This is a genomic window from Kitasatospora sp. NBC_01302 (genome assembly GCF_035976515.1).
Taxonomy (GTDB): Bacteria; Actinomycetota; Actinomycetes; order Streptomycetales; family Streptomycetaceae; genus Kitasatospora.
Window position 1 is genome coordinate 5322576 of the sequence record NZ_CP108404.1, and the last position, 23171, is coordinate 5345746.

At 73.2% G+C, this 23171-nt stretch carries 19 protein-coding genes and 1 tRNA gene; 14 read left to right on the forward strand and 6 right to left on the reverse strand.

Annotated elements, in window-relative coordinates; genetic code table 11:
- Positions 1 to 14 precede the first annotated feature (14 nt).
- The 5 genes from OG294_RS23205 (at position 15) to OG294_RS23225 (ending at position 4923) form a co-directional block, all read left to right on the forward strand.
- Positions 15 to 1013 carry a hypothetical protein gene (locus tag OG294_RS23205; RefSeq protein ID WP_327068456.1) on the forward strand — a complete coding sequence of 333 codons (999 nt, stop codon included), beginning with the start codon at positions 15 to 17 and terminating at the stop codon, positions 1011 to 1013.
- A gap of 242 nt (positions 1014 to 1255) precedes the next feature.
- Positions 1256 to 1675 carry a MerR family transcriptional regulator gene (locus OG294_RS23210; protein WP_327068457.1) on the forward strand — a complete coding sequence of 140 codons (420 nt, stop codon included), beginning with the start codon at positions 1256 to 1258 and terminating at the stop codon, positions 1673 to 1675.
- Positions 1676 to 1679: 4 nt separating this feature from the next.
- Positions 1680 to 2006, forward strand: a complete 327-nt coding sequence (trxA, locus tag OG294_RS23215) for a thioredoxin (RefSeq protein WP_327068458.1) — start codon at positions 1680 to 1682, stop codon at positions 2004 to 2006.
- A 312-nt stretch (positions 2007 to 2318) separates the two neighbouring features.
- Complete coding sequence (aspS, locus tag OG294_RS23220; protein ID WP_327068459.1) at positions 2319 to 3674, forward strand: aspartate--tRNA(Asn) ligase; 1356 nt, start codon at positions 2319 to 2321, stop codon at positions 3672 to 3674.
- Positions 3675 to 3813: 139 nt separating this feature from the next.
- A complete protein-coding gene (locus OG294_RS23225) occupies positions 3814 to 4923 on the forward strand; it encodes an ADP-ribosylglycohydrolase family protein (RefSeq protein ID WP_327068460.1) in 1110 nt (369 codons plus the stop codon).
- A gap of 70 nt (positions 4924 to 4993) precedes the next feature.
- Here the strand turns inward: OG294_RS23225 and OG294_RS23230 are convergent, their stop codons facing one another.
- From OG294_RS23230 to OG294_RS23240, 3 genes are all read right to left on the reverse strand, one after another.
- A complete protein-coding gene (locus OG294_RS23230; RefSeq protein ID WP_442789199.1) occupies positions 4994 to 5134 on the reverse strand; it encodes a DUF397 domain-containing protein in 141 nt (46 codons plus the stop codon).
- A gap of 31 nt (positions 5135 to 5165) precedes the next feature.
- Positions 5166 to 6059 (reverse strand): helix-turn-helix domain-containing protein, encoded by an 894-nt coding sequence (locus OG294_RS23235; RefSeq protein WP_327068462.1) that lies wholly within the window; start codon positions 6057 to 6059, stop codon positions 5166 to 5168.
- A gap of 283 nt (positions 6060 to 6342) precedes the next feature.
- Positions 6343 to 7083: a GOLPH3/VPS74 family protein gene (locus OG294_RS23240; protein ID WP_327068463.1), complete on the reverse strand. Its 741-nt coding sequence runs from the start codon at positions 7081 to 7083 to the stop codon at positions 6343 to 6345.
- Between the two features lie 293 nt (positions 7084 to 7376).
- On the opposite strand from OG294_RS23240, the gene OG294_RS23245 reads away from it, so the two are divergent.
- Positions 7377 to 9353 (forward strand): D-alanyl-D-alanine carboxypeptidase family protein, encoded by a 1977-nt coding sequence (locus tag OG294_RS23245; protein ID WP_327068464.1) that lies wholly within the window; start codon positions 7377 to 7379, stop codon positions 9351 to 9353.
- A 73-nt stretch (positions 9354 to 9426) separates the two neighbouring features.
- Here OG294_RS23245 and OG294_RS23250 read toward each other — a convergent pair whose 3' ends face one another.
- Entirely contained in the window at positions 9427 to 10191 is a 765-nt protein-coding gene (locus OG294_RS23250; RefSeq protein ID WP_327068465.1) for a polyprenol monophosphomannose synthase, read from the reverse strand.
- Between the two features lie 408 nt (positions 10192 to 10599).
- Between OG294_RS23250 and OG294_RS23255 the strand changes: the two genes are divergently transcribed.
- Positions 10600 to 12150 carry an APC family permease gene (locus tag OG294_RS23255; protein WP_327068466.1) on the forward strand — a complete coding sequence of 517 codons (1551 nt, stop codon included), beginning with the start codon at positions 10600 to 10602 and terminating at the stop codon, positions 12148 to 12150.
- A gap of 72 nt (positions 12151 to 12222) precedes the next feature.
- A complete protein-coding gene (locus OG294_RS23260; protein WP_327068467.1) occupies positions 12223 to 13920 on the forward strand; it encodes a flavin monoamine oxidase family protein in 1698 nt (565 codons plus the stop codon).
- Positions 13921 to 13951: 31 nt separating this feature from the next.
- Here OG294_RS23260 and OG294_RS23265 read toward each other — a convergent pair whose 3' ends face one another.
- Entirely contained in the window at positions 13952 to 14095 is a 144-nt protein-coding gene (locus tag OG294_RS23265) for a hypothetical protein (RefSeq protein ID WP_327068468.1), read from the reverse strand.
- Between the two features lie 136 nt (positions 14096 to 14231).
- Between OG294_RS23265 and OG294_RS23270 the strand changes: the two genes are divergently transcribed.
- The 4 genes from OG294_RS23270 (at position 14232) to OG294_RS23285 (ending at position 18114) form a co-directional block, all read left to right on the forward strand.
- On the forward strand, positions 14232 to 15755 hold the full coding sequence (locus OG294_RS23270; protein ID WP_327068469.1) for a sensor histidine kinase: 1524 nt from the start codon (positions 14232 to 14234) through the stop codon (positions 15753 to 15755).
- Between the two features lie 137 nt (positions 15756 to 15892).
- Positions 15893 to 16609, forward strand: a complete 717-nt coding sequence (locus OG294_RS23275; RefSeq protein ID WP_327068470.1) for a rhomboid-like protein — start codon at positions 15893 to 15895, stop codon at positions 16607 to 16609.
- Complete coding sequence (locus OG294_RS23280) at positions 16606 to 17934, forward strand: cryptochrome/photolyase family protein (RefSeq protein ID WP_327068471.1); 1329 nt, start codon at positions 16606 to 16608, stop codon at positions 17932 to 17934. Before OG294_RS23275 ends, OG294_RS23280 begins: the two co-directional genes overlap by 4 nt.
- A 107-nt stretch (positions 17935 to 18041) precedes the next feature.
- Positions 18042 to 18114 (forward strand) — tRNA-Arg (locus OG294_RS23285).
- A 142-nt stretch (positions 18115 to 18256) separates the two neighbouring features.
- Here OG294_RS23285 and OG294_RS23290 read toward each other — a convergent pair.
- Positions 18257 to 19651, reverse strand: coding sequence for an LCP family protein (locus tag OG294_RS23290; RefSeq protein WP_327068472.1), 1395 nt, complete (start codon positions 19649 to 19651; stop codon positions 18257 to 18259).
- 186 nt (positions 19652 to 19837) lie between these two features.
- Here OG294_RS23290 and pcaB point away from each other — a divergent pair, with 186 nt between their 5' ends.
- Together pcaB and OG294_RS23300 are read left to right on the forward strand one after the other, a co-directional pair.
- The gene (gene pcaB / locus OG294_RS23295; protein WP_327068473.1) at positions 19838 to 21250 is read left to right on the forward strand and encodes a 3-carboxy-cis,cis-muconate cycloisomerase; all 1413 of its coding nucleotides are present in this window, start codon (positions 19838 to 19840) and stop codon (positions 21248 to 21250) included.
- 185 nt (positions 21251 to 21435) lie between these two features.
- Positions 21436 to 23127, forward strand: a complete 1692-nt coding sequence (locus tag OG294_RS23300; RefSeq protein ID WP_327068474.1) for a PucR family transcriptional regulator — start codon at positions 21436 to 21438, stop codon at positions 23125 to 23127.
- The last annotated feature ends 44 nt before the right edge of the window (positions 23128 to 23171 follow it).

Genomic DNA, 23171 nt, shown 5'->3' on the forward strand with positions numbered 1-23171 from the left:
CAGGAGCATCCCTGATGGACTTCGAGGACGACCTGACCGGCATGCTCCTGGAGAGCGTGCACGAACTGGACCCGCCGGTCGCGGCGATGGTCGCGGAGGGTGGCCGGGCGGGGCGGCAGCGGCGCCGCATCCGCCGGGGGCTGCAGACCGCCGGCGCGGCGGCGATGGTGGCCGCGCTGGTGACGGTGGGGGCGGTGGTGACGCAACGCGGCGGTTCGTCGCAGAGCACGGCGGCGAGCGCCGTGAGCGCGTCGCCCAGCCCTCCGGCCGGCACCGCCCCCGCCGCCACGCCCACGGCTGGTGCGTCCGCGAGTGCCGCCGCCTCGCCGAGCACCGGCGCCGCCGCTGCCGCCGAGCCCGCCACGGCGGACCTCAGCTGGCAGGCGATGCTGAAGATCCTGCACGACCAGCTGCCGCCCGGCGGACAGCTGGCCAAGCTGAACACCTTCGCGGTCAAGTTCAACACCGGTCCCCAGCGGCGCTATGTCGAACTCCAGTACAACGACGGCGCGGGCCCCTCCACCGTCATGCTGGACGTGAGCGACGCCCCCCCGCCGACGATGCCGGGCAAGCCCGGTGCGCCCGTCCCCCTGACCTGTGCCAACTGGATGGGCGGCACCGACGAGGGACACGACCGCAAGCCCGGCTACGAGCACCCGACCTGCCAGGAACGACAGCTGCCGGACGGCACCAAGGTGTTCAGCTACATCACCGGCACCGACGGCTACGGCCTCTACGACGAGGCCGTCAAGGTGTCCCGTCCCGACGGCACCCAGGTCTCGATCACCGCGGCCAACGCCACGCTCGACCAGGTCGCCGCCGGTCCGGGCATCACCGTGACCCGCGACAAGCCGCCGGTCGGCCTGCCCGGCTGGGAGGCGATCGCGCTGAGCCCCCAGTGGCAGATGAAGATCCCCCAGTCCCTCGCGGACGCGGGCGTCGCCTACGCCAGGACCGTCACCCGGCTGCCCTGCCCGCAGGGTTCCAAGCCCGCCGACTGCGTCATCGACTGACGCCGCGGGCCCCGGGCCGGAGCGGAACAGGGGACCGCTCCGGCCCGTCGGCATCGCACCGCCCGGCCGCTCGGCGGTGACGCCGTCGACCAGGGCACGCCCGGCGACCGGTCCCGGGCGATCGGGGTGCCTCGCCGCCCGCTGAGGGCGCGGCCGACCGGTGAAGCGCTGGCCTTGACGTCAGGGTCAAGGTCTACCGTCGAGGGACGGAGCGGGCAGGGCCCGGGCAGGAGGCACGGATCATGCGGATCGGAGAGCTGGCGGAGCGGGCGGGGACGACCACCCGCACGCTGCGGTACTACGAGGCGCGGGGCCTGCTGACGGCCCGGCGCGCCGGCAACGGCTACCGGGCCTACGGCGAGGAGGAGCTGCGGCTGGTCCGGCAGATCCGGCTGCTGCAGGAGTTCGGGTTCGAGCTGGAGGACACCCGCCCCTTCGTGGAGTGCCTGCGGGCCGGACACCCGGACGGGGACACCTGTCCGGCCTCGCTGGAGGTGTACCGCCGCAAGCTGGCCGAGCTGGACGACTGCCTGGCCCGGCTCGGCGCGGTGCGCGAGCAGGTGGCGGGGCAACTGGCCCGCGCGGAGCTGATGGTGGCGAGCGCGAACGCCGAACCCCGCTGCGAACTGACCGGACAATCGCCGACCGACCATGGAGGGTGAACCGATGGCCGACCACGTGCTGGAAGTGACCGACGCGAGCTTCGCCGCGCAGGTGCTGGAGTCCGAACTGCCGGTCCTGGTGGACTTCACCGCCGACTGGTGCCCGCCCTGCCGGATGATCGCGCCGGTGTTGGACGCCGTCGCGGTGGAGGAGGCGCACCGGATCAAGGTGGTCACGCTGAACGTGGACCTCAATCCCCGGACGCAGTCCGCCTACGGGGTGCTCTCGATGCCCACCCTGATCGTCTTCAAGGGCGGCGAGCCGGTGAAGTCGATGGTCGGCGCCCGGGCGAAGGCCAAGCTGCTGCGCGAGCTGGCCGAGGTGGTGTGACGGGTGCGGTGGGGAACGGGCCGGGGCACGCAGCGGAATGTCGTTGCGTGCCCGTCGGTACCCGCTCTATCCTCCTGCTCAGCGCGATGAAGGAGACGAGTAGCCGCGGGATTCCGCGGGCCGAGAGAGCCGCCGGCAGCTGGGAAGGCGGTCCCGTGCCCCACGGTGAAGACACTCCGGAGCGTCGAGCAGTGCAATGAGGTCGCCACCCGACCGAGCCCGGCCAGGTGGCGGCGAACGTGCGGTGGCACCGCGAGTCACCCTTCTCGCCCGCACGTCCAAGGGATCAGCCGAGGTCCCCGGAGGACTGCGATGATCCACCACGAAACCCGGCCCGAAGCGGCTTCGCCCCAAGTCTTCGCCGAGCGCACCCATGTCGCCGACCTCGCCGGGCACACCGGCGAGAGGGTCACCGTCGCGGGCTGGGTCCAGACCCTGCGCCTGCAGAGCACCATGCAGTTCGTGCTGGTCCGCGACCACACCGGCGTCGTCCAGGTCACCCACCGCAAGGGTGCCGACGAGCTGACCGGCCTGCTGGAGAGCCTGACCACCGAGTCCGCCGTCCGGATCACCGGGCGGGTGGTGGCCAACCCGGTGGTCAAGCTCGGCGGCCTCGAACTGCTCCCGGAGTCGGTCGAGCTGCTCAACCCTGCGGCCGGGCCGCTGCCGATCGACGAGCGCTCCGGGCCCGAACCCCGGCTCGACTGGCGCTTCCTGGACCTGCGCCGACGGCCCGCCGCCCAGCTGGTCCTCGCCGTCCAGAGCACCTTCGAGCAGGGGATGCGCGCCTACGCGTACGGCGCCGGCTGCACCGAACTGCACACCCCGAAGCTGATGGGCACCGCCTCCGAGTCCGGCGCCGAGGTGTTCCGGCTCGACTACTTCGGCGGCAGCGCCTACCTGGCGCAGTCGCCGCAGTTCTACAAGCAGATGGCGATCGCCGGCGGCATCGACCGGGTCTTCGAGATCGGCCCGGTCTTCCGGGCCGAGCCCTCCTACACCTCCCGCCACGCCACCGAGTTCACCGGCGTGGACGTCGAACTCGCCTGGATCGAGGACGTCGAACAGGTGCAGCGGTTCGAGGAGGAGATGATCGCGCACGCCCTGGCCCTGGTCGCCGAGCGGCACGGCGAGCAGATCCGGGAGCAGTTCGGCGTCGAAGTCCGCGTCCGGAGCACGCCGTTCCCGCGGATCACCATGGAGCGGGCCCAGCACCTGCTGCGCACCGAACTGGGCTGGGACCCGGAGGGCACCAAGACCGACCTGGACCCGGAGGGCGAGCGGGCGCTCTGCGCGCACATGCGGCGCGAGTCGGGGCACGAGTTCGTCTTCGTCACCCACTACCCGGCGAGCATCCGCCCCTTCTACCACGCCAGGCCGGCCGACCGGCCCGACCTGACGCTCAGCTTCGACCTGCTCTGGAACGGCCTGGAGGTCACCACCGGCGCCCAGCGCGAGCACCGCTACGAGGTGCTGGTCGAGCAGGCGGCGGAGAAGGGCATGGACACCGCACCGCTGACGGACTACCTCAACTGCTTCCGCTTCGGCTGCCCGCCGCACGGCGGCTTCGGGATGGGGCTGGGCCGGATGCTGATGGCGCTGCTCGGTCTGGGCTCGCTGCGCGAGGCGGTCTTCCTCTTCCGCGGCCCGAACCGCCTGACGCCGTAGCACCCCGGGCACGAGGGACCCGGTCGTCACGGACCGGACGCGGCCGGTCGCCACGCGCCACCCGGACGAATTACAGTGCGGGGGCGCCCCGGGGGAGGCCCTGGTGCGGTCCTGCCGTCCAGCGAAAGGCCGTTCCCTCGTGATACCCCTGTGGTCGCGCGCCCAGCAGCAGGACTACCGCAGCCGGGTGCGCGGCTGCCTGCTCGGCGGCGCGATCGGCGACGCGCTGGGCGCGGGCATCGAGTTCGAGCCGCTCGACCGGATCCGCGCCGCGCACGGCCCGCAGGGGGTGACCGGCTACGTCACGGCGTACGGCGCGCGCGGCGCGGTCACCGACGACACCCAGATGACCCTGTTCACCGTCGACGGCCTGATCCGGGCCCACGTCCGCCAGGGCACCGGCGGCTGGCACCCGCCCACCGACGTGCACCAGGCCTACCTGCGCTGGGCCGAGACCCAGCACGGCTGGGGGCCGGACGAGCGGCGCGCGGATCTGGGCTGGCTGGGGCGCGAGGAGTGGCTCTACAGCCGGCGCGCCCCGGGCCAGGCCTGCCTGTCGGGGCTGTCCGGGCCGGACGCCGCCCGGCTGGGCACCCTGGCGGCGCCCAAGAACCCGCACTCCAAGGGCTGCGGCACGGTGATGCGGGCCGCGCCGTTCGGCCTGCTGCTCGGCTGGGAGCCCGCGCTGGTCTTCCAACTGGCGCTCGAGTGCTCGGTGCTGACGCACGGCCACCCCACCGGCTACCTCTCGGCGGGGGCGCTGGCCGTGATCGTGCACAGCGTGCTGCGCGGCGGGAGCGTGGAGGAGGGCGTCGAGCTGGCGCTCGCGCTGCTGGCCGAGCGGGCGGGGCACGAGGAGACGACGGCGGCGCTGCACGCGGCGCTGACGGCGGTGCGGGCCGGCGAGCCCTCGGCGGAGCGGGTCGCCTCGCTGGGGGAGGGGTGGGTGGCCGAGGAGGCGCTGGCGATCGGCGTCTACTGCGCCCTGGTGGCCGAGGACGTCCGCGCGGGGCTGCTGCTCGCGGTCAACCACTCGGGGGACAGCGACTCCACCGGGACGGTCTGCGGCAATCTGCTGGGCGCGCTGCACGGGGAGACCGCGCTGCCGGCCGAGTGGCTGGCCGAACTCGAGGGGCGCGGCACCATCCTGCAGCTCGCCGACGACCTGGTGCTGGAGCTGAGCCACGGGGCCGAACTGCACGGCCCGGGGGCCGGACCGGCCTGGCGCGAGCGCTACCCGGTGGGGTGAGCGCTCCCGCCAGCACGTGGGCTCGGTGACCGAGCCGGATCGTGGGCGGGCCGGTTCGCAGCGGATCCGCTCAGACGGTGCCGAACTCCCCGCGCCCCGCAGCCGCGGCGAACGCGTCCCAGGCGTCAGGGGCGAAGTGCAGCCACGGCCCGGCCGGGTCCTTGGAGTCCCGAACGGCAACAGCCAGCGGAGCCGGTACCGCGACCTCCACACAGGCACCGTTGCCGCCACTGTGGCTGCTCTTACGCCAAGCCGGGCTTACGGTCAGGGTCTTGGAGCTCATTGTCGTATACCTCCGCATAGGTGGTTATCAGTGACCTCGACTCGGCGACGCTCAGAGCAGCCGCGCGCAGGTGGTCGTAGAGACCGGTATAGCGGCGGACATCGGCGTCCTTCTCCAAGTAGAGGTCGCTCGTCACCCCTTCGAAGTACACAACCGTGGAATCGGCTGACTCCGGGAACTCCAGCAGGGAGAATGTGCCGGTCATCCCCGGATGGGCCCCGCGCTGGAACGGGATCACCTGGATGTTGACGTTCGCCTGCTCGCCCGCCTCCAGCAGCCGGCGCAGCTGCTGGCCCATCACCGCCGGGCCGCCGACCTCACGGGCCAGCACCGCCTCGTCTATCACCGTCCAGTAGCTGGCCAGTTGGTCCTGCCCGGTGAGCCGCTCCTGGCGCTTGAGCCGGACCTCCACCCGGCGCCGGATCGCCTCCGCGTCGGTGTCCGGCTGGGTGCCGTGCACCACCGCCTCGGCGTACTCCCGGGTCTGCAACAGGCCCGGCACGAAGGAGGACTCGTAGGCGCGGATCGAGAACGCCTCGGCCTCCAGGCCGATGTAGACGCTGTAGGGGATGTCGCCGAACTCGTTCCACCAGCCGCGCTGCTTGGACTCCCGGGCCATCTCCATCAGGCTGGTGCGCATCTTGGGGTCGATGACCTCGTAGACGTCGCACAGATCGCGCACGTCGCGCGGGCTGATGCTGCGTCGGCCGTTCTCCAGCCGGCTGATCTTCGACTGGGAGACCATCAGCCGGTCGGCGACCTGCTCGGCGGTCATGCCGCGCTGCTCGCGCAGCCTGCGCAACTCCGCGCCCAGCCGTCTGCGGCGGACGGTGGGATTGATGCTGGCGGACACATCGACCTCCGGCGGTACCTCTACGGTGCTTGGGGCAGTTCGTGTGCGGGCGGGGGCGGGCAATGGTGCGGCGCCGTCCGTCGGCCTCGGCTCTGGTACCAGCCCCCTGTTTCTCTGCAGCATGTCACCTCCGATCAGTTCGCCGTCGTGAATTGGTCCGACCACCTGTCGACTCCGGGAAACCCGCCCGCTGGGGCGATTTCAGTGGTAATGCGATCTGTAGACGACTCAGGGGCGGTCGTGCCCGGCGGATGCCGGAAACGACCGCCCCATGAGACACGGCCTAGCGGACGCCGACCTGGCTGGGTGCGACGGAGCCGGACCGGGCCCGGGGGACCGGATCGGCTCCGCTGCGCGCCGCCGGGGCCCGACCTGCCGAGCCGGTGCGGTTCGCCGGTGCCGGCAGGCCGTTCTGCACGTCCATCACGGCGTGCGCGACCATGCCGCCCAACGGGTCGTAGCGGATCAGGTCGCGCAGCCGCGACCGTGAGGACCGGCCCTCGTTGCCGGGGTAGAGGTGCTTGCCCAGGCCGACGGCGTGCGCCAGTGCGGCCAGTGCGGCCGTCCTGGGGTCCGGTGGTACCCCGGTCCTGATGGCCGTGTCGAGACGCTGCTTGATCGCGGCGTTCGTACAGTCGTCGGATGCCTGGTAACGCGTTGTCGGCAGCACCCCGCACACCTGGCCCGGGACGGCGGCGACCATGCCGCACCGCTCCAGATGCGCCAGGTAGGTCTGCCGCAGCCCCAGCCGGGGCCCGCCGATCCAGTGCGCGGCACGCACCGGGCTGCCGCGACGGCGCAGCAGCTCCAGGGCGTGGTCCAGGGTGGGGTCACCGGTGGGCCGTGGTAACACCACGGCGATCCGGTCCCCGTCCGGGACGATCCGTCCGGCCAGGGACAGCTCGACGAGCTGTGCCCCGGCGAGTCCGAGGTCGAGGGTTTGCGGCTGCGCGGTGGTACCCGTGGTCGGGTCCAAGGCGAGCAGCAAAAGTTCCTCGGGAATTGTTCTACGGCTCTTGCCCATCCAAGCCTCCCCGCGTGGATGAATGACAGCGTGACGCCTCTCACACGGACTTGTCGAGTACGCCTCCGAATCGTGACCTTGGGCCGGGAACCACCCGGGAGGCCCGCGCGAGGGGGGAACCAGCGGCCGACAGGGTGACGTCATCGCTGGCGGCAGACCGGGTCGGTCGCAATAACCGCCGGTCGGACGGGGTGTGGCGGGCCGTGATCGGCCCCCGGTGACGGAGACTGTTCAGGTCTGACCCCAGCGCGGCGACGGCCTCGCAGCACACGAACACGAGGAGGTAGGGACACGTGGGCGACGCCCCGGAGAAGGTGCAGGACGGCGAGCGCGAGCAGCCCGTCGGTGCCGAGGCGGCACCGACGACGGGTCAGCGGGTTCCCCCCAAGAGCGGCCCCACCGTCCAGCTGCGCGTCCGGGAAGTGGACACCAGGACCACGTTCCTGCGCCTGCCCGAGCCGGAGCCCGAGACGCCGGCGACGGAGGAGACCGAGGCCGAGGATCCGCGTCTCGCCATCCGGACCGATGACGAGACGGACGGGGCGGCGGCGGAGACCGACGGCGCGTCGGCCGAGGCGCCCGCGCCCGCGCCGGCGGCGGTCGAGCCCGCGCCCGAACCGGCCGATGCACCCGCTCCCGAGCCGGTGCCCGCTCCCGAGCCCACCCTCACGCTCAAGGCCAAGGCGGCTCCCGAGCCGACCCTCAGCCTCAAGGCCAAGGCCGCCCCCGAGCCGACCCTCACGCTCAAGGCCAAGGCCAAGGCCGCCCCGGCTCCGGAGCCGGCCCCCGCCGCGGAGCCCGCCCCCGCCCCTGCTGTCGTCGCCCCGCCCACCCCTGCCCCGCCCACCCCTGCGCCGCCCCCGGCCCCCGCGGCCCTCGCAGTCGGCTCCACGCCGCCCCCGCCGTCCGGTGTCTTCCCGCCCCTGCCGCCCGCGCCCGCTCCCGCACCCCCCGCCCCCGAGGCCGGCCCCGGGCCCGTCGCCCCTGAGAGCGCCCCGGAGGCGGTGGCGGCCCTCGCCGCCCAGGGCGGTCAGGCCGGCCCCAAGCCTCCCCTGGCCCGCCGGGTGCTCAGGCGGGCCACCGTCTGGACCGTGCTGCTCGCTCTGCTGGCCGGCGCCGCCGCCGTCGCCCAGCTGCTGCGTCCGCTGCCCAAGCCCCAGCTGCGGATGACCGCCACGGGCTCCTTCACCTTCGCCGGCGCTCCGCCGGCGCTGCCCTGGCCGGCCAAGGGGCAGGCCGCCGCCGAGGTGTTCGGCGTCGGCAGCCTCGGCAGCTCGGGCCCGGAGACCCCGGTCCCGATCGCCAGCGTGACCAAGGTGATGAACGCCTACCTGATCCTGCAGGCCCACCCGCTCAAGAAGGGCGAGTCGGGCCCGACCATCACGGTGGACAAGGCGGCGGCCACCGAGTCCGGTGACGCCGACCAGTCCACCGCCAAGGTGACCGAGGGCCAGCAGATCAGCGAGTACGAGGCGCTGGAGATGCTGATGCTGCCCAGCGCCAACAACATCGCCCGGCTGCTGGCCCGCTGGGACTCCGGCTCCGAGGACGCGTTCGTCAAGAAGATGAACGACCAGGCGGCCAAGTTCCAGATGGGCAACACCCGCTACGCGGACGCGGCCGGCTACAGCAACGACACCAAGAGCACCGCGAAGGACCAGCTGAAGCTGGCCGAGGTGGTGATGCAGAACGCCATCTTCCAGCAGATCGTCGCCGAGCCGGACTCCACCATCGCCGGTACCAAGATCCTCAACACCAACGCGCTGCTCAACAAGAACGGCGTGATCGGCGTGAAGACCGGCTCCAGCACCCCGGCCGGCAGCTGCCTGATGTGGGCCGCCGTCAAGGACGTCGCCGGCAGCCGGCAGATGCTGCTCGGGGTGACCCTGGGCCAGCCGCCGACCGCGACCGACAACATCATCAAGGCTGCGCAGACCGTCAGTTCGAAGATCATCACGGCCGGGCAGGCCGCGCTGACCGGGCAGACCCTGGCCAAGCAGGGCGACGTGGTCGGCTACGTGGACGACGGCATGGGCGGCCAGGTGCCGGTGGTGGCGACCAAGGACGTGGCGGTGCCCGGCTTCACCGGGATCTCCACCACCCTCCAGCTGACCGGCCTGCCGGGCGGCCTCGGCCACAACGCCGCCGCCGGAACGACGGTGGGCACCCTGACGGCCGGCTCCGGCCCGACCCGGGTGCAGGTCCCGGTCGCGCTCCAGCACGACCTGGCGCCGCCGTCGATCATGTCCCGGCTGACCCGCACCGGCTGAGGGCCGGCCCGCACGCACGGACGCCGAGTGGCCCGTACCAGGAGGTACGGGCCACTCGGCGTCTGCGTGGGAGCTACTTCTTCTTGCCGGTCAGCTTGGCCACCCGGGACTGCACGCCCCAGACGGTGACCCGCCACAGCGCCTCGAAGACGATGTTGCGGCTCATCTTGGACGCGCCGTGCTCGCGCTCGACGAAGGTGATCGGCACCTCGGCGACCTTGAAGCCGGACTTCACCGTGCGCCAGGCCAGGTCGACCTGGAAGCAGTAGCCGGCCGAGGCGACCTCGTCCATGCCCAGGCCCAGCAGCGTCTCCTTGCGGAAGGCGCGGTAGCCACCGGTGACGTCCTTGATCGGCACGCCCAGCATCAGGCGCGAGTAGGTCGAGCCGCCGCGGGAGAGGATCAGGCGGGACTTCGGCCAGTTGACCACCTTGCCGCCGGGCACCCAGCGCGAACCGAGCACCAGGTCGGCGCCGCGCAGGCCGGTCAGCAGGCGGTAGAGCTCCTCGGGCTGGTGCGAGCCGTCGGCGTCCATCTCGACCAGGACGTCGTAGCCGTTGTCGATGCCCCAGCGGAAACCGGCCAGGTAGGCGGCGCCGAGGCCCTCCTTGCCCTTGCGGTGCATGACGTGGACGTTGCCGTCCTTCGCCGCGATCTCGTCGGCCATCTTGCCGGTGCCGTCCGGGCTGTTGTCATCGGCGACCAGGACGTGCACCTCGGGGACGGCGGTCCGCACCCGGGAGACGATCCGTTCGACGTTCTCGGCCTCGTTGTAGGTCGGAATGATGACCAGCACCTTGCCGAGGTCGGCGAAGGAGTGCTCCTGGGGCGCAGTCACGTACGAGCCTTTCGGGTTGCGCCGCGTCCACCCTGGACACAGCGATCGCATCGGTGTGGGAACCGCCCCAAGAGCCCGGGGCTGGTCCGCCGGGAGAGTCTGGTACGGGGTTCATCACCAGTGCCGATGGTAGCGACCCTGAGGTGGAGGTCGTTAGCCAGCCCGATTTCTGGCCATTTTCTCAGACCCGGCCACGCCCCCTGCCTGCTCCTGGCGCCCTGGCGGGGCGCCGCGGCCCGCCCGGGGCCGGTGGGCACACGGCCCGGAGCCCCGTTCCGGACCCGGACAGAGCGTCAACCGACCGGGGCAAACACCTGACTACCTGTTGCTTGCGGGGGTCAAGCGCGGGCAAAGATCATGACGGTCCATCGGAATACATGCCCCCGTAACCTCCCCGAAGGAGTGCGCATGCCCGCAGACCCCGACAGCGAAGGCGGGGGCGAGGTCAACCGGTTGAAGGCGAACTCGGTGGGCCTGGTCGGCGTGGTGTTCATGGCCATCGCCACCGCCGCGCCGATCACCGCGATGACCGGGAACCTGCCGATCATCATCGGCCAGGGCAACGGGATCGGTGCCCCGGCCGCCTATGTCTTCGCCACCCTGGTGCTCACCGTCTTCTCGGTCGGCTACGTCGCGATGGCCAGGCACATCACGGCCGCCGGCGCCTTCTACGGCTTCATCTCGCACGGCCTGGGCCGGGTGGTGGGGATGGCCTCCGGCCTGCTCGCGGTGCTCGCCTACATCGTGTTCGAGGCCTCGATCATCGGCTTCTTCGCCTACTCGCTGCGCGGCCTGGTCGCCGCCCAGCTGGGCCTGGACCTGCCCTGGGGCTGGTACGCGCTGTTCGGCCTGCTGGTGATCGCGGTGATGGCGTTCTTCGACATCCACCTGACCGCCAAGGTGCTCGGGGTGGCGCTGGTGCTGGAGATCACCGTGCTGCTGGCGGCCTCGGTCGCGGTGGCGGTCACCGGCGGCGGCCCCGACGGCATCCCGCTGGCGGCGATCGACCCGGTCAACGCCTTCAAGGGGGTCGGCGGCTCGGGCGCGGCGGCCGGGCTCGGCCTCTTCTTCGCCTTCTGGTCCTGGGTGGGCTTCGAGTCCACCGCGATGTACGGGGAGGAGTCCCGCGATCCCAAGCGGGTGGTGCCCAGGGCCACCCTGATCTCGGTGATCGGCGTCGGCCTCTTCTACGTCTTCGTCTCCTGGATGATCATCTCCGGCAACGGTGTCCAGAACGCCATCCACATCGCGAACGGACTGGTACCGGGCAAGGACGGCAACAACCTCTTCTTCGACCCGCTGGGCGCGCACTTCGGCGCCTGGGCGGTCAAGGTCTTCCAGTGGCTGGTGGTGACCGGCTCGTTCGCCTGCGCGATGGCCTTCCACCAGTGCGCCGCCCGCTACCTCTACGCGATCGGCCGCGAGGGCTTCATCCACCCCGCCCTGGGGCGCACCCACCCCCGGCACGGCTCACCGTACGTCGCCTCCGCGGTGCAGTCGGTGATCGCGACCCTGCTGGTGGCCGGCTTCCTGGTGGCCGGAATGGATCCCTACACCCACCTCTACACACTGCTCGCGCTGCTCGGCACGATGGCGATCCTGATCGTCCAGACGCTCTGCTCGTTCGCGGTGATCGGCTACTTCCACGTCCAGGGCCGGCACCCGGAGACCAGGCACTGGCTGCGCACCCTGACCGCGCCGCTGATCGGCGGGGTGGCGATGGCCTGCGTGGTGGTGCTGCTGGTGAAGAACATGGGCACCGCGGCCGGGCCCGCCTCCGCCACCCTGCTCTTCAAGCTGATCCCGTACCTGGTGATCGGCACCTTCCTGGGCGGCCTGACGCTCGCGCTGGTGATGAAGCGCCGCAGTCCCGAGCGGTACGCCCGGATGGGCCGGATCATCCTGGAAGAAGCCGCCGAACGGCCCGCTCCCCAGCCCGTGCCCGCCACCCGGAGCTGACCTCCCCCTCCTCCCCGCCGACCGCCCTCCTCCCCGCCGACCCTCCCTGCCCCCGTCGAAAGGACACCGACCATGCCCCGCACCAACCCCCTGCACGCCCTGCGCCGACTCGCCGGCGAGCACGCCGCCGCCGACCGGCTGCGGCTGCCCGTCGGCGAGCTGCGCGAGCTGCGTGCGGACGCCGCCGCCGCGCCCGGCGGGGTGGGCCGGCGCGAGCTGCTGCGTGCGGCCACCCTCTCCGGCGCGGTGCTCGCGGTCGCCGGCACCGGCCTGGGCCTCGGCGCGGGCCGGGCGCACGCGGCCGACGCGGCCCGGCCGGGCACGGCCAAGGCGGGCCCCGGGCCCCGCAAGGACGCCCGGATCGCCGTGATCGGCGCGGGCATCGCGGGCCTGAACGCCGCCCTCACGCTGGCCGACGCCGGGATCCGCTGCACGGTCTACGAGGCCAACCCGGACCGGATCGGCGGCCGGATGTACTCGCAGACCACGTACTGGGACAACGGCCAGACCAGCGAGGTCGGCGGCGAGCTGATCGACACCGACCACGTCACGCTGCTCGCGCTCTGCAAGCGCTTCGGGCTCCCGCTGGTCGACTTCCTGAACTCGGGCCCGGCCGGCGCCCGCGAGGTGCTCTGGTTCGACGGCCGCTACTACCCGCGCGAGCAGGCCGACGCGGACTTCGCCCCCGTCTGGCGACGCCTGCAGGCCGACAACGCCGCCGCCGGCGACGTCAGTTGGAACGCCAGCACGGCGGCCGGGCGGGCCTTCGACGCGATGACGATCCGGCAGTGGATCGAGTCCCGGGTGCCCGGCGGGACCCACTCCCAGCTGGGCCGCTGGCTGGATGTCGGCTACAACGTCGAGTACGGCGCCGACACCACCGGCCAGTCCGCGCTCTCGATCATCCAGCAGCTCGGCGGCCAGAGCGACCCGGCCCGCTTCAACCTGTGGGGCGACAGCGACGAGCGCTACCACGTGGTCGGCGGCAACGACCAGGTCCCGCACGCGATAGCCGACGCGCTGCCGGCCGACACCGTCCGGCTCGGCCACGAGCTGCTGGCGATGCGGGCCAACGACGACGGCACCCAGACGCTCACCTTCTCGGTCGGCGGCACCCGCCGCACGGTCACCGCCGACCACACGATCCTCGCGGTGCCGCTGGGCGTCATGCAGCGCCTGGACCTCGGCCGGGCCCGCTTCGACGCCCGGATGACCAGCCTGCTGCGCGACTACCGGATGGGCACCTGCACCAAGCTCAACATGCAGTTCAACCGGCGCACCTGGCAGGGCCGCGGCCCCTGGCCCGGCATCTCGGCCGGCGACCTGTTCAGCGACCTCGACCTCCAGCAGACCTGGGACGCCACCAAGCCGCAGCCCGGCACCTCCGGCATCCTGCTGCAGTACGGCGGCGGCTCGCTGGCGCACTCGCTCAGCCCCGCCGGGCCGTTCAACACCGCGCAGCAGGACCCGTACGTGCGCGGGCTGGCGGGCCGGATGCTGGACCAGATCGACCAGGCCTACCCCGGCACCCGGGCGCAGTGGAACGGCAAGGCGCAGCTGTCCGCCTGGCACCGCAACCCGTACTCGTACGGCGCCTACTCCTACTACCCCGTCAACTACTGGCACCGGTACCTGGGCTACGAGGCCACCGCGCAGGGCAACATTCACCTGAGCGGCGAGCACACCTCGGTGAACTTCCCCGGCTTCATGGACGGCGGCGCCGAGCAGGGCGAGCGGGCGGCCAAGGAGGTGCTGGCCGCCCTGGGCTGATCCTCCGCGCGGCCGGCCGCCGGCCCGCGCCTCACCGGTCCCCGGCCGCCGCCGGCCGGGGACCGTCGCGCAGGTCCTGGTCCAGCGACTGCTTGAGCCCGTTCAGCAGCAGCACGAAGTTGTCCAGGTCGGTGCCCGCGCACCACTCGGGCGGCGGCGTCATCGTCTCGTTCATAACGCCGAGGTTACGGGGCCGCGATCAACAACGGATAAGCGTCGACCCGACCCGACCCGACCCGACCCGCCCGACCCGACCCGCCCGACCCGACCCGCCCCGACCCGCAGCCGTGCCGACCCTCTACGCTGGCCCGATGCGTCGTGGGCGGGGAGGGGCCGGGCGGGCCGGGGGGCGCCCGGGCCGGCTGCTGCTGGTGCCCGTCCTGCCGCTGTGGCGCCGGCTCGCGGTGCGCACCCGGGCGGCGCTGGCCGCCGCGGCGGCGTCGGCGATCGTCTTCGGCCTGGCCACCGCCTGGGTCAGCAGCGAGGTGCACGACGCGCTGCTGGTGCGGGCCCAGGACCGGGCCTTCACCGCGCTCCAGAACATCTGGACGAAGATCCCGGGCAGCCCGAACGAGGCCTACCAGAGTGCCGACTACGTGGTGGTGGCCCAGGACGGCGAGTTGCTGCGGGCCAACACCAGCTCGTTGTTCACCGGCGACCCGCCGACCGACTCCTTCTGGTCGTCCTACTTCCCGCCGATCGACCCGCTCGCCGAGAACCCGGCAGGCGGCTACCCCGTGGTCACGATCCGGCTACCCGACCGGCTGCGCGGTGCGAAGCAGAAAGGCAGCCCCGCCTACCACTTCTTCACCTTCGTCACCAACCGCAGCTTCACCACCGACGAGTTGGCCGCCTACACCGGGCGCACCGGCATCCCCGCGGGGCGGGCCACCGGCTACGTGCTGATCGACGAGGACGAGACCGACCGGACCACCGCACAGGTCACCACGATCCTCGGCTGGTACCTGCTGCCCGGCGGCTCGCTCTTCGTGGCCGTGATGGCCTGGTTCGTCACCGGCCTGGCGCTGCGCCCGGTGGAGTCGATCCGCCGCCGGATGGACCGGATCGGCGACGGCGCCTTCCACGAGCGGGTCCCGGTGCCGCCCTCCGGGGACGGCATCGCGCGGCTGGCCGAGACCACCAACGAGACGCTGGCCAAACTCGAACGGGCGCTGGCCGAACAGCGCCGCCTGGTCGCCGACGCCTCGCACGAACTGCGCAGCCCGCTGGCCGTGCTGCGCACCACGCTGGAGGTGCCGCTGCTGCACCCCGGGGACGTCGAGTGGCGGACGGTGGTGGTCGACGCGCTGGCCGGCACCGAGCGCCTGCAGGACCTCGCCGACGACCTGCTGCTGCTCGCCAGGACCGAGGAGGACCACGCCGCCGCGCAGCACACGGTCGAGCTGCACGACCTGGTCGCCGAGCAGTTGGCCGAGCGCGGGCACACCGACCCCGGGCTCGCCTGGCACGGCAGTGTGGCACCGGCCCGGGTGCCGGGGCGCGACGCCACGGTCGGCCGGGTGGTCCGCAACCTGCTCGACAACGCGGCCCGGCACGCGAGTTCGCAGGTCGAGGTGGTCCTGCAGAGCGCGGACGGCTGGGCGGTGCTGACCGTGTCGGACGACGGCCCGGGCATCCCGGTCGCCGACCGGCAGCGGGTCTTCGAGCGCTTCGTACGGCTGGACAGCGCCCGCTCCCGCAGCACCGGCGGCGCGGGCCTGGGGCTGGCCCTGGCCCGCACCATCGCGCACGGCCTGGGCGGCACCGTCCTCGCCGAGCCGCCGACCTCGCTGCCCGGGGCCAAGCTCTCGGTCCGGCTGCCGCTGGTCCCCTGACGGGCCGTCTGCCCCCTTCCCGGCTGCCGACTTGCCGTGTCCGTGACGGACAGTCGATCGTTGACCACACCCGAATGGCCGATCCGGCCGGGCGTGGCACGGTCCGCGCCCGGCCCCCGCACCGAGAGACTGGGCAGATGCTCCACCGCCTCGGCAAGATGCTCCGCGCCTACTGGGCCTTTCTGCGAGGGGCCCCCGGCACCTGCATCTGGCTGGTGATCCTCTTCGCGACGACCGTCTTCATCCGACACGTCTCGCCGAGACTGGCCCACCACATCCTGGAACGGCGCTCCACCAACCTGCACTACCTGGCGATCGACCCGGTCCAGGTGCTCATCTCCAGCGCGTTCTACATCGCGGGCGGCGGCTGGTTCCTCTACTTCGTGCTCTACAACATCTTCCACGCCCCGGTGGAGCGCCGGCTGGGCACCGCCCGCTGGCTCGGTGTGGTGGCCTTCGCCCACGTCGGTGCCACCTACCTCAGCGAGGGAGTGCTGTACTGGGCGATCCGCCACGGCCACGCGCCCGAACGGGCCAAGTACACGCTGGACTACGGCGTCAGCTACGCGCTGGCCGGCGTCCAGGCGGTGCTCACCTACCTGCTGGTGCGCCCCTGGCGCTACGTCTACCTGGCCGCGGTGGTGGTCTTCTACACCCTGCCGCTGATCGAGGACCTCAACTTCACCGCGATCGGCCACTTCAGCGCCGTCCTGCTCGGCCTGGCCTGCTATCCGCTGACCTGGAACCAGCCGGGGGACTGGGACCCGGTCGGCTGGCTGCGCGACCACTGGCGGCAGTTGCGCCGCTCCCGCGCCGGCCGGCACCCCGCCCCCGACCCGCGGAGCACCCCGTGACCGTCACCATCGCCCTGTTCACCCAGGACCTGCGGCTGCGGGACAACCCCGTCCTGCACGCCGCCGCGGCCGAGGGCCGGGAGGTGGTGCCGCTCTTCGTGCTCGACACCGATCTCGCGGCCACCGGCTTCGCCACCCCCAACCGGCAGGCCTTCCTCGCCGATTGCCTGCGGGACCTGGACGCCTCGCTGCGCGCGATCGGCGGACACCTGGTGCTGCGCCACGGCCGCTGCGCCGAGCAGACGGCGCGGCTGGCCGAGCAGCTCGGCGCGGCGTCGGTGCACGTGGCCGGGGGCGTCAGCGCCTTCGCCGGGCGGCGCGAGGCGCAGCTGCGCGAGCGGCTCGGCGATCGCCTGACTGTCCATCAGCAGTCGCTCACCGTCGCCGCGCCCGGGGCGGTGACCCCGGCCGGCAAGGACCACTACGCCGTCTTCACCCCGTACTTCCGCGCCTGGCAGCGCCTCGCCGCCCGACCCGTGCGAGCGGCCCCCAAGGCGCTGCGGGTGCCCGCGGGCCTGACCGGCGAGCCGGTCCCCACCGTGCGCCCCGACTCGCCCGCGCTGCCGCCCGGCGGCGAGAGCGCGGCCCGCCGGCGCTGGCGGGCCTGGTCCCCGGACCGGTACGAGGAACTGCACGACGACCTCACGGCCGACGGCACCTCCCGCCTCTCGCCCTACCTGCACTTCGGCTGCCTGTCGCCCAACGAACTGCTCCAGCTCGCGCTGCGGCACGGCGGCCCCGGTGCCGAGGCCTTCGTCCGGCAGCTGGCCTGGCGCGACTTCCACCACCAGGTACTGGCCGCCCGCCCGTCGGCCGCCCACCGCGACTACCGCGACCGCGGCGACCACTGGTGGCGCAGCGAATCGGAGGCCGAGGCCTGGCGCGAGGGCCGTACCGGCTACCCGATCGTGGACGCGGGCCTGCGCCAACTCGCCGCGGAGGGCTGGATGCACAACCGGGCCCGGCTGCTGACCGCCTCCTTCCTGACCAAGACGCTCTACCAGGACTGGCGGATCGGCGCCCGGCACTTCCTGCGCCTGCTGGTCGACGGCGACGTGGCGAACAACCAGCTCAACTGGCAGTGGGTGGCCGGCACCGGCACCGACACCCGCCCCAACCGCGTGCTCAACCCGCTCGTCCAGGCCGACCGCTTCGACCCCCGGGGCAGCTACGTCCGCCGCTGGATCCCCGAACTCGCCGACATCCCGGGCCGCGCCGTCCACCGCCCCTGGCAACTCCCCACCCCACCCGCCGACTACCCCGCCCCGATCATCGACCCCGACCGGCTCTCCCACCGCTTCAAGGCCGGCCGCGGCCTGCTCTGAGGAACCCGCCCCGGGACACCCGTCCGGGACGGATCGCGGCGGGATCACTCACCCAGGAGAACTGCGCCGATCCGATCCGCTAGTCTGTGGACCGGACGTCCATCCCCGCCCCAGTAGCTCAGGGGATAGAGCACAGCTCTCCTAAAGCTGGTGTCGCAGGTTCGAATCCTGCCTGGGGCACGTAGATGACGCAGGTCCGAAGGCCCCCGCAGCGGTCAGCTGCGGGGGCCTTCGGCGTTCCTGCGGCGGATGGCGGTGGGGCGGGTCCGTGCGGAGGCCGACGCGCCGCTTCCGCCGGGGCGCCGAGCGCTGCCGGGGTGCCTCAGTTCACGCAGGGGACGCCGCCGTCGACCGCCGGGCCCGCGTAGCTGTCGGTCGGGCTCGGCTGGGACGCGTCCCCGCCGTCCCCCGAGCCGCCGTCTCCCGAGTCGTCGGTGCCCGCGGCCGGACTCGTCGGGGCCGCCGGGGTCGGGCTGCCCGGTGTCGGGCCGGTCGAGGGGCTGCTGCTGCCCGAGGGGCTCGGCGTGGCGCTGTCGGAGGGTGCCGCCGAGGGGGGAGCCGTGTCGACGCCCGTGATGGCCTGGCGCACCATCGCCTGCACCTTCGCCACGTCCACGATGTTCACGTCCTCACCGTCGGACAGCGTCGCGTAGCGCTCCATCGGCAGGGTGTTGAACTCGGTGTTCCCGCCGGTGAGGTTGGTGGCCTGCTGGGCGAAGTCGAGCAGGTCCCAGGTGTTGTCGAGCACCACGTCCTGCTTCACCGCGTTCAGCAAACCCTGCATCCTGCCCAGGTCGCCGAAGACCCCCTCCTGCTTGAGCTTGGTGGTGACCGAGGCGATGAAGGCCTGCTGGCGGTGGGTCCGGTCGAAGTCGCCGTCGGGGAGGTTGTGCCGCTGGCGCACGAAGGCCAGCGCCATCGTGGGGTCGAGCTGGTTGAGACCGGCGTGGCCCACGAAGCCGGAGCCGCCGCCGGCGGTGGTGGCGGTGCGGGAGATGATCGGGTCGCTGATGTCCTTCTTCAGGCAGACGGTGATCGGGCCCAGCGCCTGGGCGACGTCGTAGAAGCCCTTCAGGTTGAGCTCGGCGAAGTGGTCGATCGGCACGTTGAGGAACTTCTGCACCGTCAGCAGGGTGGCCGCCCGGCCCGCGTCGCGTCCCCGGTGCTCCAGGTCGGCGCCCGAGTACTGCTGCGAGAGCTGCTCCTCGGCGTAGTACTTGGCCTGGTCGTAGGCCTCCTTGATCTTGCCCTTGCCGAGCGGGTGGGCGCCGGGCACGTTGACCAGGTCCACGTAGTCGTCGCGCGGGATCGAGAAGGCCTCCACCCTGCCGCCGCCTGCGGGGATGTGCATCAGGATCAGCGTGTTGGTGTTGTAGCCGCCGATGTCGCTGCTGCCGGCCATCAGGTCGTCCTGGACGAACTGCTTGGGCAGGTCGTTGCCGTCCTGGTCCTTGCGGCTGTCCAGACCGATCAGCAGGATGTTGACCGACTTGTCCAGGTGCGGCGGCGGCGCGGCCACGCCCTGCGCCTTGGCCGCCTGCTGCACCACCTGGATCGCGTTGGAGGTGGTCAGTCCGGCGGTCAGGTCGTGGTAGGTGTACCAGGAGAAACCGCAGGCCGCCAGCGTCGCACCGGAGGTCGCGCAGGCCACCGCGCGGCCCGCGATCCGCAGTGCCTTCCGCCCCGTGGCGGCCTCGCGCTTCCCAGCATCGGACATGGGTCCCCCACCGCTTTTCCATGGACGTGACGGCACTGACGTCCCTTGGACGTGTCAGGCGCGGGGAAAGGGCACAGAAGTTCGGTCAGATGTAACGAAGCTCACAGCACCGCCGAGTGGCGCGGCGTCAACTCCGTTATCGTGGGCCGAGTTGGATCAGCCGACCGACTGTTCGGAGATCGCGCCATGGGCCCTGGTACGGACGCTCGTTCCGACATCGAGCCGGACTCCGGCCTGCTCTCGCCGGTGCGGGCCGGCACCCCGGTGGAGCCGGTGACGGGCGACCGGGCCTGGCTGCAGGCGATGCTCGACGCCGAGGCCGGGCTGGCCCGGGCGCAGGCCCGGCTCGGCACGGTGCCCCGGTCCGCCGCCGAGGCGATCGGCCGGGCGGCCCGGGCCGAGCACCTGGACCTGCTCGCCCTCGCCCGGCAGGGCCGGGAGGCCGCCAATCCGGTGGTCGGGCTGGTCCGCGCGCTGACCGCGGTGGTCGCGGCCGAGGAGCCCGCCGCCGCCGAGTACGTGCACCGCGGCTCCACCAGCCAGGACGTGCTGGACACCGGGGCGATGCTGGTCGCCCGGCGGGCGATCGAGGTGATCCTGCCCGATCTGGACCGCACGCTGGCGGCGCTGGCGGCGCTGGCCGCCGCGCACCGGAACACCACCATGGCGGGGCGCACCCTGTCGCTGCACGCGGTGCCCACGACCTTCGGACTCAAGGCAGCCGGCTGGCACCAGCTGGTCGCGGTCGCCCGGGACCGCCTGGCGGAGCTGGCCGACCACGGCCTGCCGGTCCAACTGGGCGGCGCGGCAGGCACCTTGGCGGGCTACCTGCAGTACGCGGACGGGGTCGCGGCCGACCAGGGCGGTCCGGGCGGGTATGCACGGCGGCTCACCGAGGCCTTCGCCGCCGAGGTCGGCCTGGCCGTGCCCGCCCTGCCCTGGCACGTGCTGCGCACACCGATCGCGGACCTGGGCGCGGCCTGTGCGCTGCTGACCGGTGCGCTCGGCAAGATCGCGGTGGACGTGCAGTCGCTGGGCCGTACCGAGGTGCGCGAGGTGGCCGAGCCGGCCGTCGCCGGGCGCGGTCGCTCCTCGGCGATGCCGCACAAGCGCAACCCCGTGCTGGCCACGCTGATCCGCTCGGCGGCGCTCCAAGTGCCGGTGCTCTCGGCCGGGTTGGCGCAGTGCATGCTCGCCGAGGACGAGCGCTCGGCCGGCGCCTGGCACGCCGAGTGGCAGCTGCTGCGCGAGTGCCTGCGGCTGGCCGGCGGGGCCGCGCACCTGGCCGCCGAGCTGGCCGAGGGACTGGAGGTGGACGCCGAACGGATGCGGGCCAACCTGGAGCTCACCGCCGGCCAGGTCGTCTCGGAGCGGATCGCGGCGGTGCTGGCGCCGCTGCTCGGCCGCGGCGTGGCCCAGGAGCTGCTCAACCGGGCCGCGACGGCCGCCGCGAAGGACGGGCGCGGCCTCGGTGAGGTGCTCGGCGAGCTGCCCGAGGTCCGCGCCGTGCTCTCCGGGGCAGCGCTGGCCGAACTGCTGGACCCGGCCAACTACACCGGCGCCGCCGCAGCACTGGTGGACCGCGCGCTGGGCGGCTGACCGGCGCCTGGCCGGACCGCCAAAGCGCGGCGGCGTCCGCGGCCCGCCCCATGGATGATCACCCCATAGGGCTACTGGCCTGCACGCCTGGCATTTACCATGCATCTGCACCTGAATCCCTGGCTGCTAAGAGGGCCAGCCGGGTGCGGCGCTCTGGCGGGCGCTCGGTACCAAGGAGTGTCGCGGTGATCGTCTCTGATCTGCTGGACGTGGCGGACCTGCGGCTGCGGCTGGCCTGGGGCCCGCCGGAACTGCTGGAACGCCCGGTCACCGGCGTCACCTCCACCGACCTCCAGGACCCGGCCCGCTACCTGCAGCCCGGCGAGCTGGTGCTCTCCGGGCTGGTCTGGTGGCAGCCCGCTCACCCCGCCGCCCAGACCCTCGCGCTGCGCTTCGCCACCTCGCTGCGCAGCGCCGGGGTGGCCGCGCTGCTGGCCGGCGAGGGCACCCACGGCGAGGTGCCGGACGGCCTGGTCGAGGCCTGCCGGGTACACGGGATCCCGCTCTTCTCGGTGCCGGCCGGCACCAGCTTCCGCGCGGTCACCGACCGGGTCTACCTGCGCCTGTGGGGCGATCTGCGGGCGCAGGCCGACGATGCCGCGGCGGTGCCGGACGCCGTGCGCCGCGAGCTGGTCGAGCTGATGTACACCGGCGCGCCCGCCGGCGAGGTGCTGGACCGGGCCGTCACCCGGCTCGGCTGCGGACCCTGCTCGCTGGTGACCGCCGCCGGCCGCACCATCGCCACCTCCACCGGGACCCCCGACCCGGAGCCGGAGGCGATCCGCCGCGCGCTGCCCGCCCGCGACGGCGAGTCGGCCGGCGCCCCGGCGCTGCCGGTGGGCGCGGGCGGCGACACCCCGTTCGACGGCTGGTACCTCTACCCGCACGCCGCCGCGCTCGGCCAGGCCGCCGTGCTGCACGGACTGGCCGACGTGCTGGCCACGCTCTGGACCCGTGGCCGCGGCGAGGCGGCCGCGCAGCGCCGGGCGGCCGGGCGGCTGGCCGGCCTGCTGACCGGCTCGGCACCGGTGCACGCCGCTGAACTGGGCGAGGCGCTGGCCGCGTGCGAGCTGCCCAACGGCGGGCCGCTGGTGCCGGTCACGGCCCGGATCGACGGCCTGGACCTGCCCTGGGCGGCGGACGCGCTGGCCGAGGCGCTGCGCTGCGTCCTGCCGTCCCCGCCGCCGTCCCCGTCCCTGTCCCCTCTGCCGTTCCCGTCCCCGGCTTCGCCTGCGTCCCCGGCGCCGTCCGCGCAGGTGGCCGCCGCCGCACCGGCGCTCGCCGGACCGCGTTCCGCGCCCGCCTTCGTGGTCGGCGCCGACGAGAGCGGGCGGGCGATCGCCGTGGTGGCCGGCGCGGACCCGGCGGACCTGACCGCCGGCCTGCGCGAGGTCTGGCCCCGCCTGCAGGCCCGGCTGCCCGAGCGCCACCTGCTACGGCTCGGCGTCGGCCCGCGCGTCGTGCGCCCGGCGGCCGAGCTGGCCGCCGGCCTGGGACAGGCGGGCTACGCGCTGGACGCGGCCGCCGCGAGCCACCCGCGCGACTGCTCGGTGGGCGCCAGCGCCGAGCTGGACTCGCTGGCCGCCCTGGTCCGCGGCATCCCGGCGGTGGTGGCCGCCGCCTACCGGCGCCGGCTGCTCGACCCGCTCACCGAGCACGACCGCAGCACCGGCGGGGTGCTGCTCGCCACCCTGGTGACCTTCCTGGACCACGACTGCTCCTGGTCCCGCACGGCGGAGGTGCTGCACGTCCACGTCAACACCGTGCACTACCGCGTCCGCCGGATCGAGGAGCTGACCGGCCGCGACCTGAGCCGCCTGGACGACCGGCTCGACCTGCGCGCGGCCCTGCTCTGCGGGCCCGCCCCGCTGGGCTGAGGCCCCACTGGGCTGGGGCCCCGTGGCCGAGCCCCCGGCCGACC

What these genes read in the sequence shown, in the direction of transcription:
- OG294_RS23205 (WP_327068456.1), top strand. Translation starts at nt 15, where the DNA reads ATGGACTTCGAGGACGACCTGACCGGCATGCTCCTGGAGAGCGTGCAC.
- OG294_RS23210 (WP_327068457.1), top strand. Translation starts at nt 1,256, where the DNA reads ATGCGGATCGGAGAGCTGGCGGAGCGGGCGGGGACGACCACCCGCACG.
- trxA (WP_327068458.1), top strand. Translation starts at nt 1,680, where the DNA reads ATGGCCGACCACGTGCTGGAAGTGACCGACGCGAGCTTCGCCGCGCAG.
- aspS (WP_327068459.1), top strand. Translation starts at nt 2,319, where the DNA reads ATGATCCACCACGAAACCCGGCCCGAAGCGGCTTCGCCCCAAGTCTTC.
- OG294_RS23240 (WP_327068463.1), bottom strand. Translation starts at nt 7,083, where the DNA reads ATGGGCAAGAGCCGTAGAACAATTCCCGAGGAACTTTTGCTGCTCGCC.
- OG294_RS23255 (WP_327068466.1), top strand. Translation starts at nt 10,600, where the DNA reads ATGCCCGCAGACCCCGACAGCGAAGGCGGGGGCGAGGTCAACCGGTTG.
- OG294_RS23260 (WP_327068467.1), top strand. Translation starts at nt 12,223, where the DNA reads ATGCCCCGCACCAACCCCCTGCACGCCCTGCGCCGACTCGCCGGCGAG.
- OG294_RS23265 (WP_327068468.1), bottom strand. Translation starts at nt 14,095, where the DNA reads ATGAACGAGACGATGACGCCGCCGCCCGAGTGGTGCGCGGGCACCGAC.
- OG294_RS23270 (WP_327068469.1), top strand. Translation starts at nt 14,232, where the DNA reads ATGCGTCGTGGGCGGGGAGGGGCCGGGCGGGCCGGGGGGCGCCCGGGC.
- OG294_RS23275 (WP_327068470.1), top strand. Translation starts at nt 15,893, where the DNA reads ATGCTCCACCGCCTCGGCAAGATGCTCCGCGCCTACTGGGCCTTTCTG.
- OG294_RS23290 (WP_327068472.1), bottom strand. Translation starts at nt 19,651, where the DNA reads ATGTCCGATGCTGGGAAGCGCGAGGCCGCCACGGGGCGGAAGGCACTG.
- pcaB (WP_327068473.1), top strand. Translation starts at nt 19,838, where the DNA reads ATGGGCCCTGGTACGGACGCTCGTTCCGACATCGAGCCGGACTCCGGC.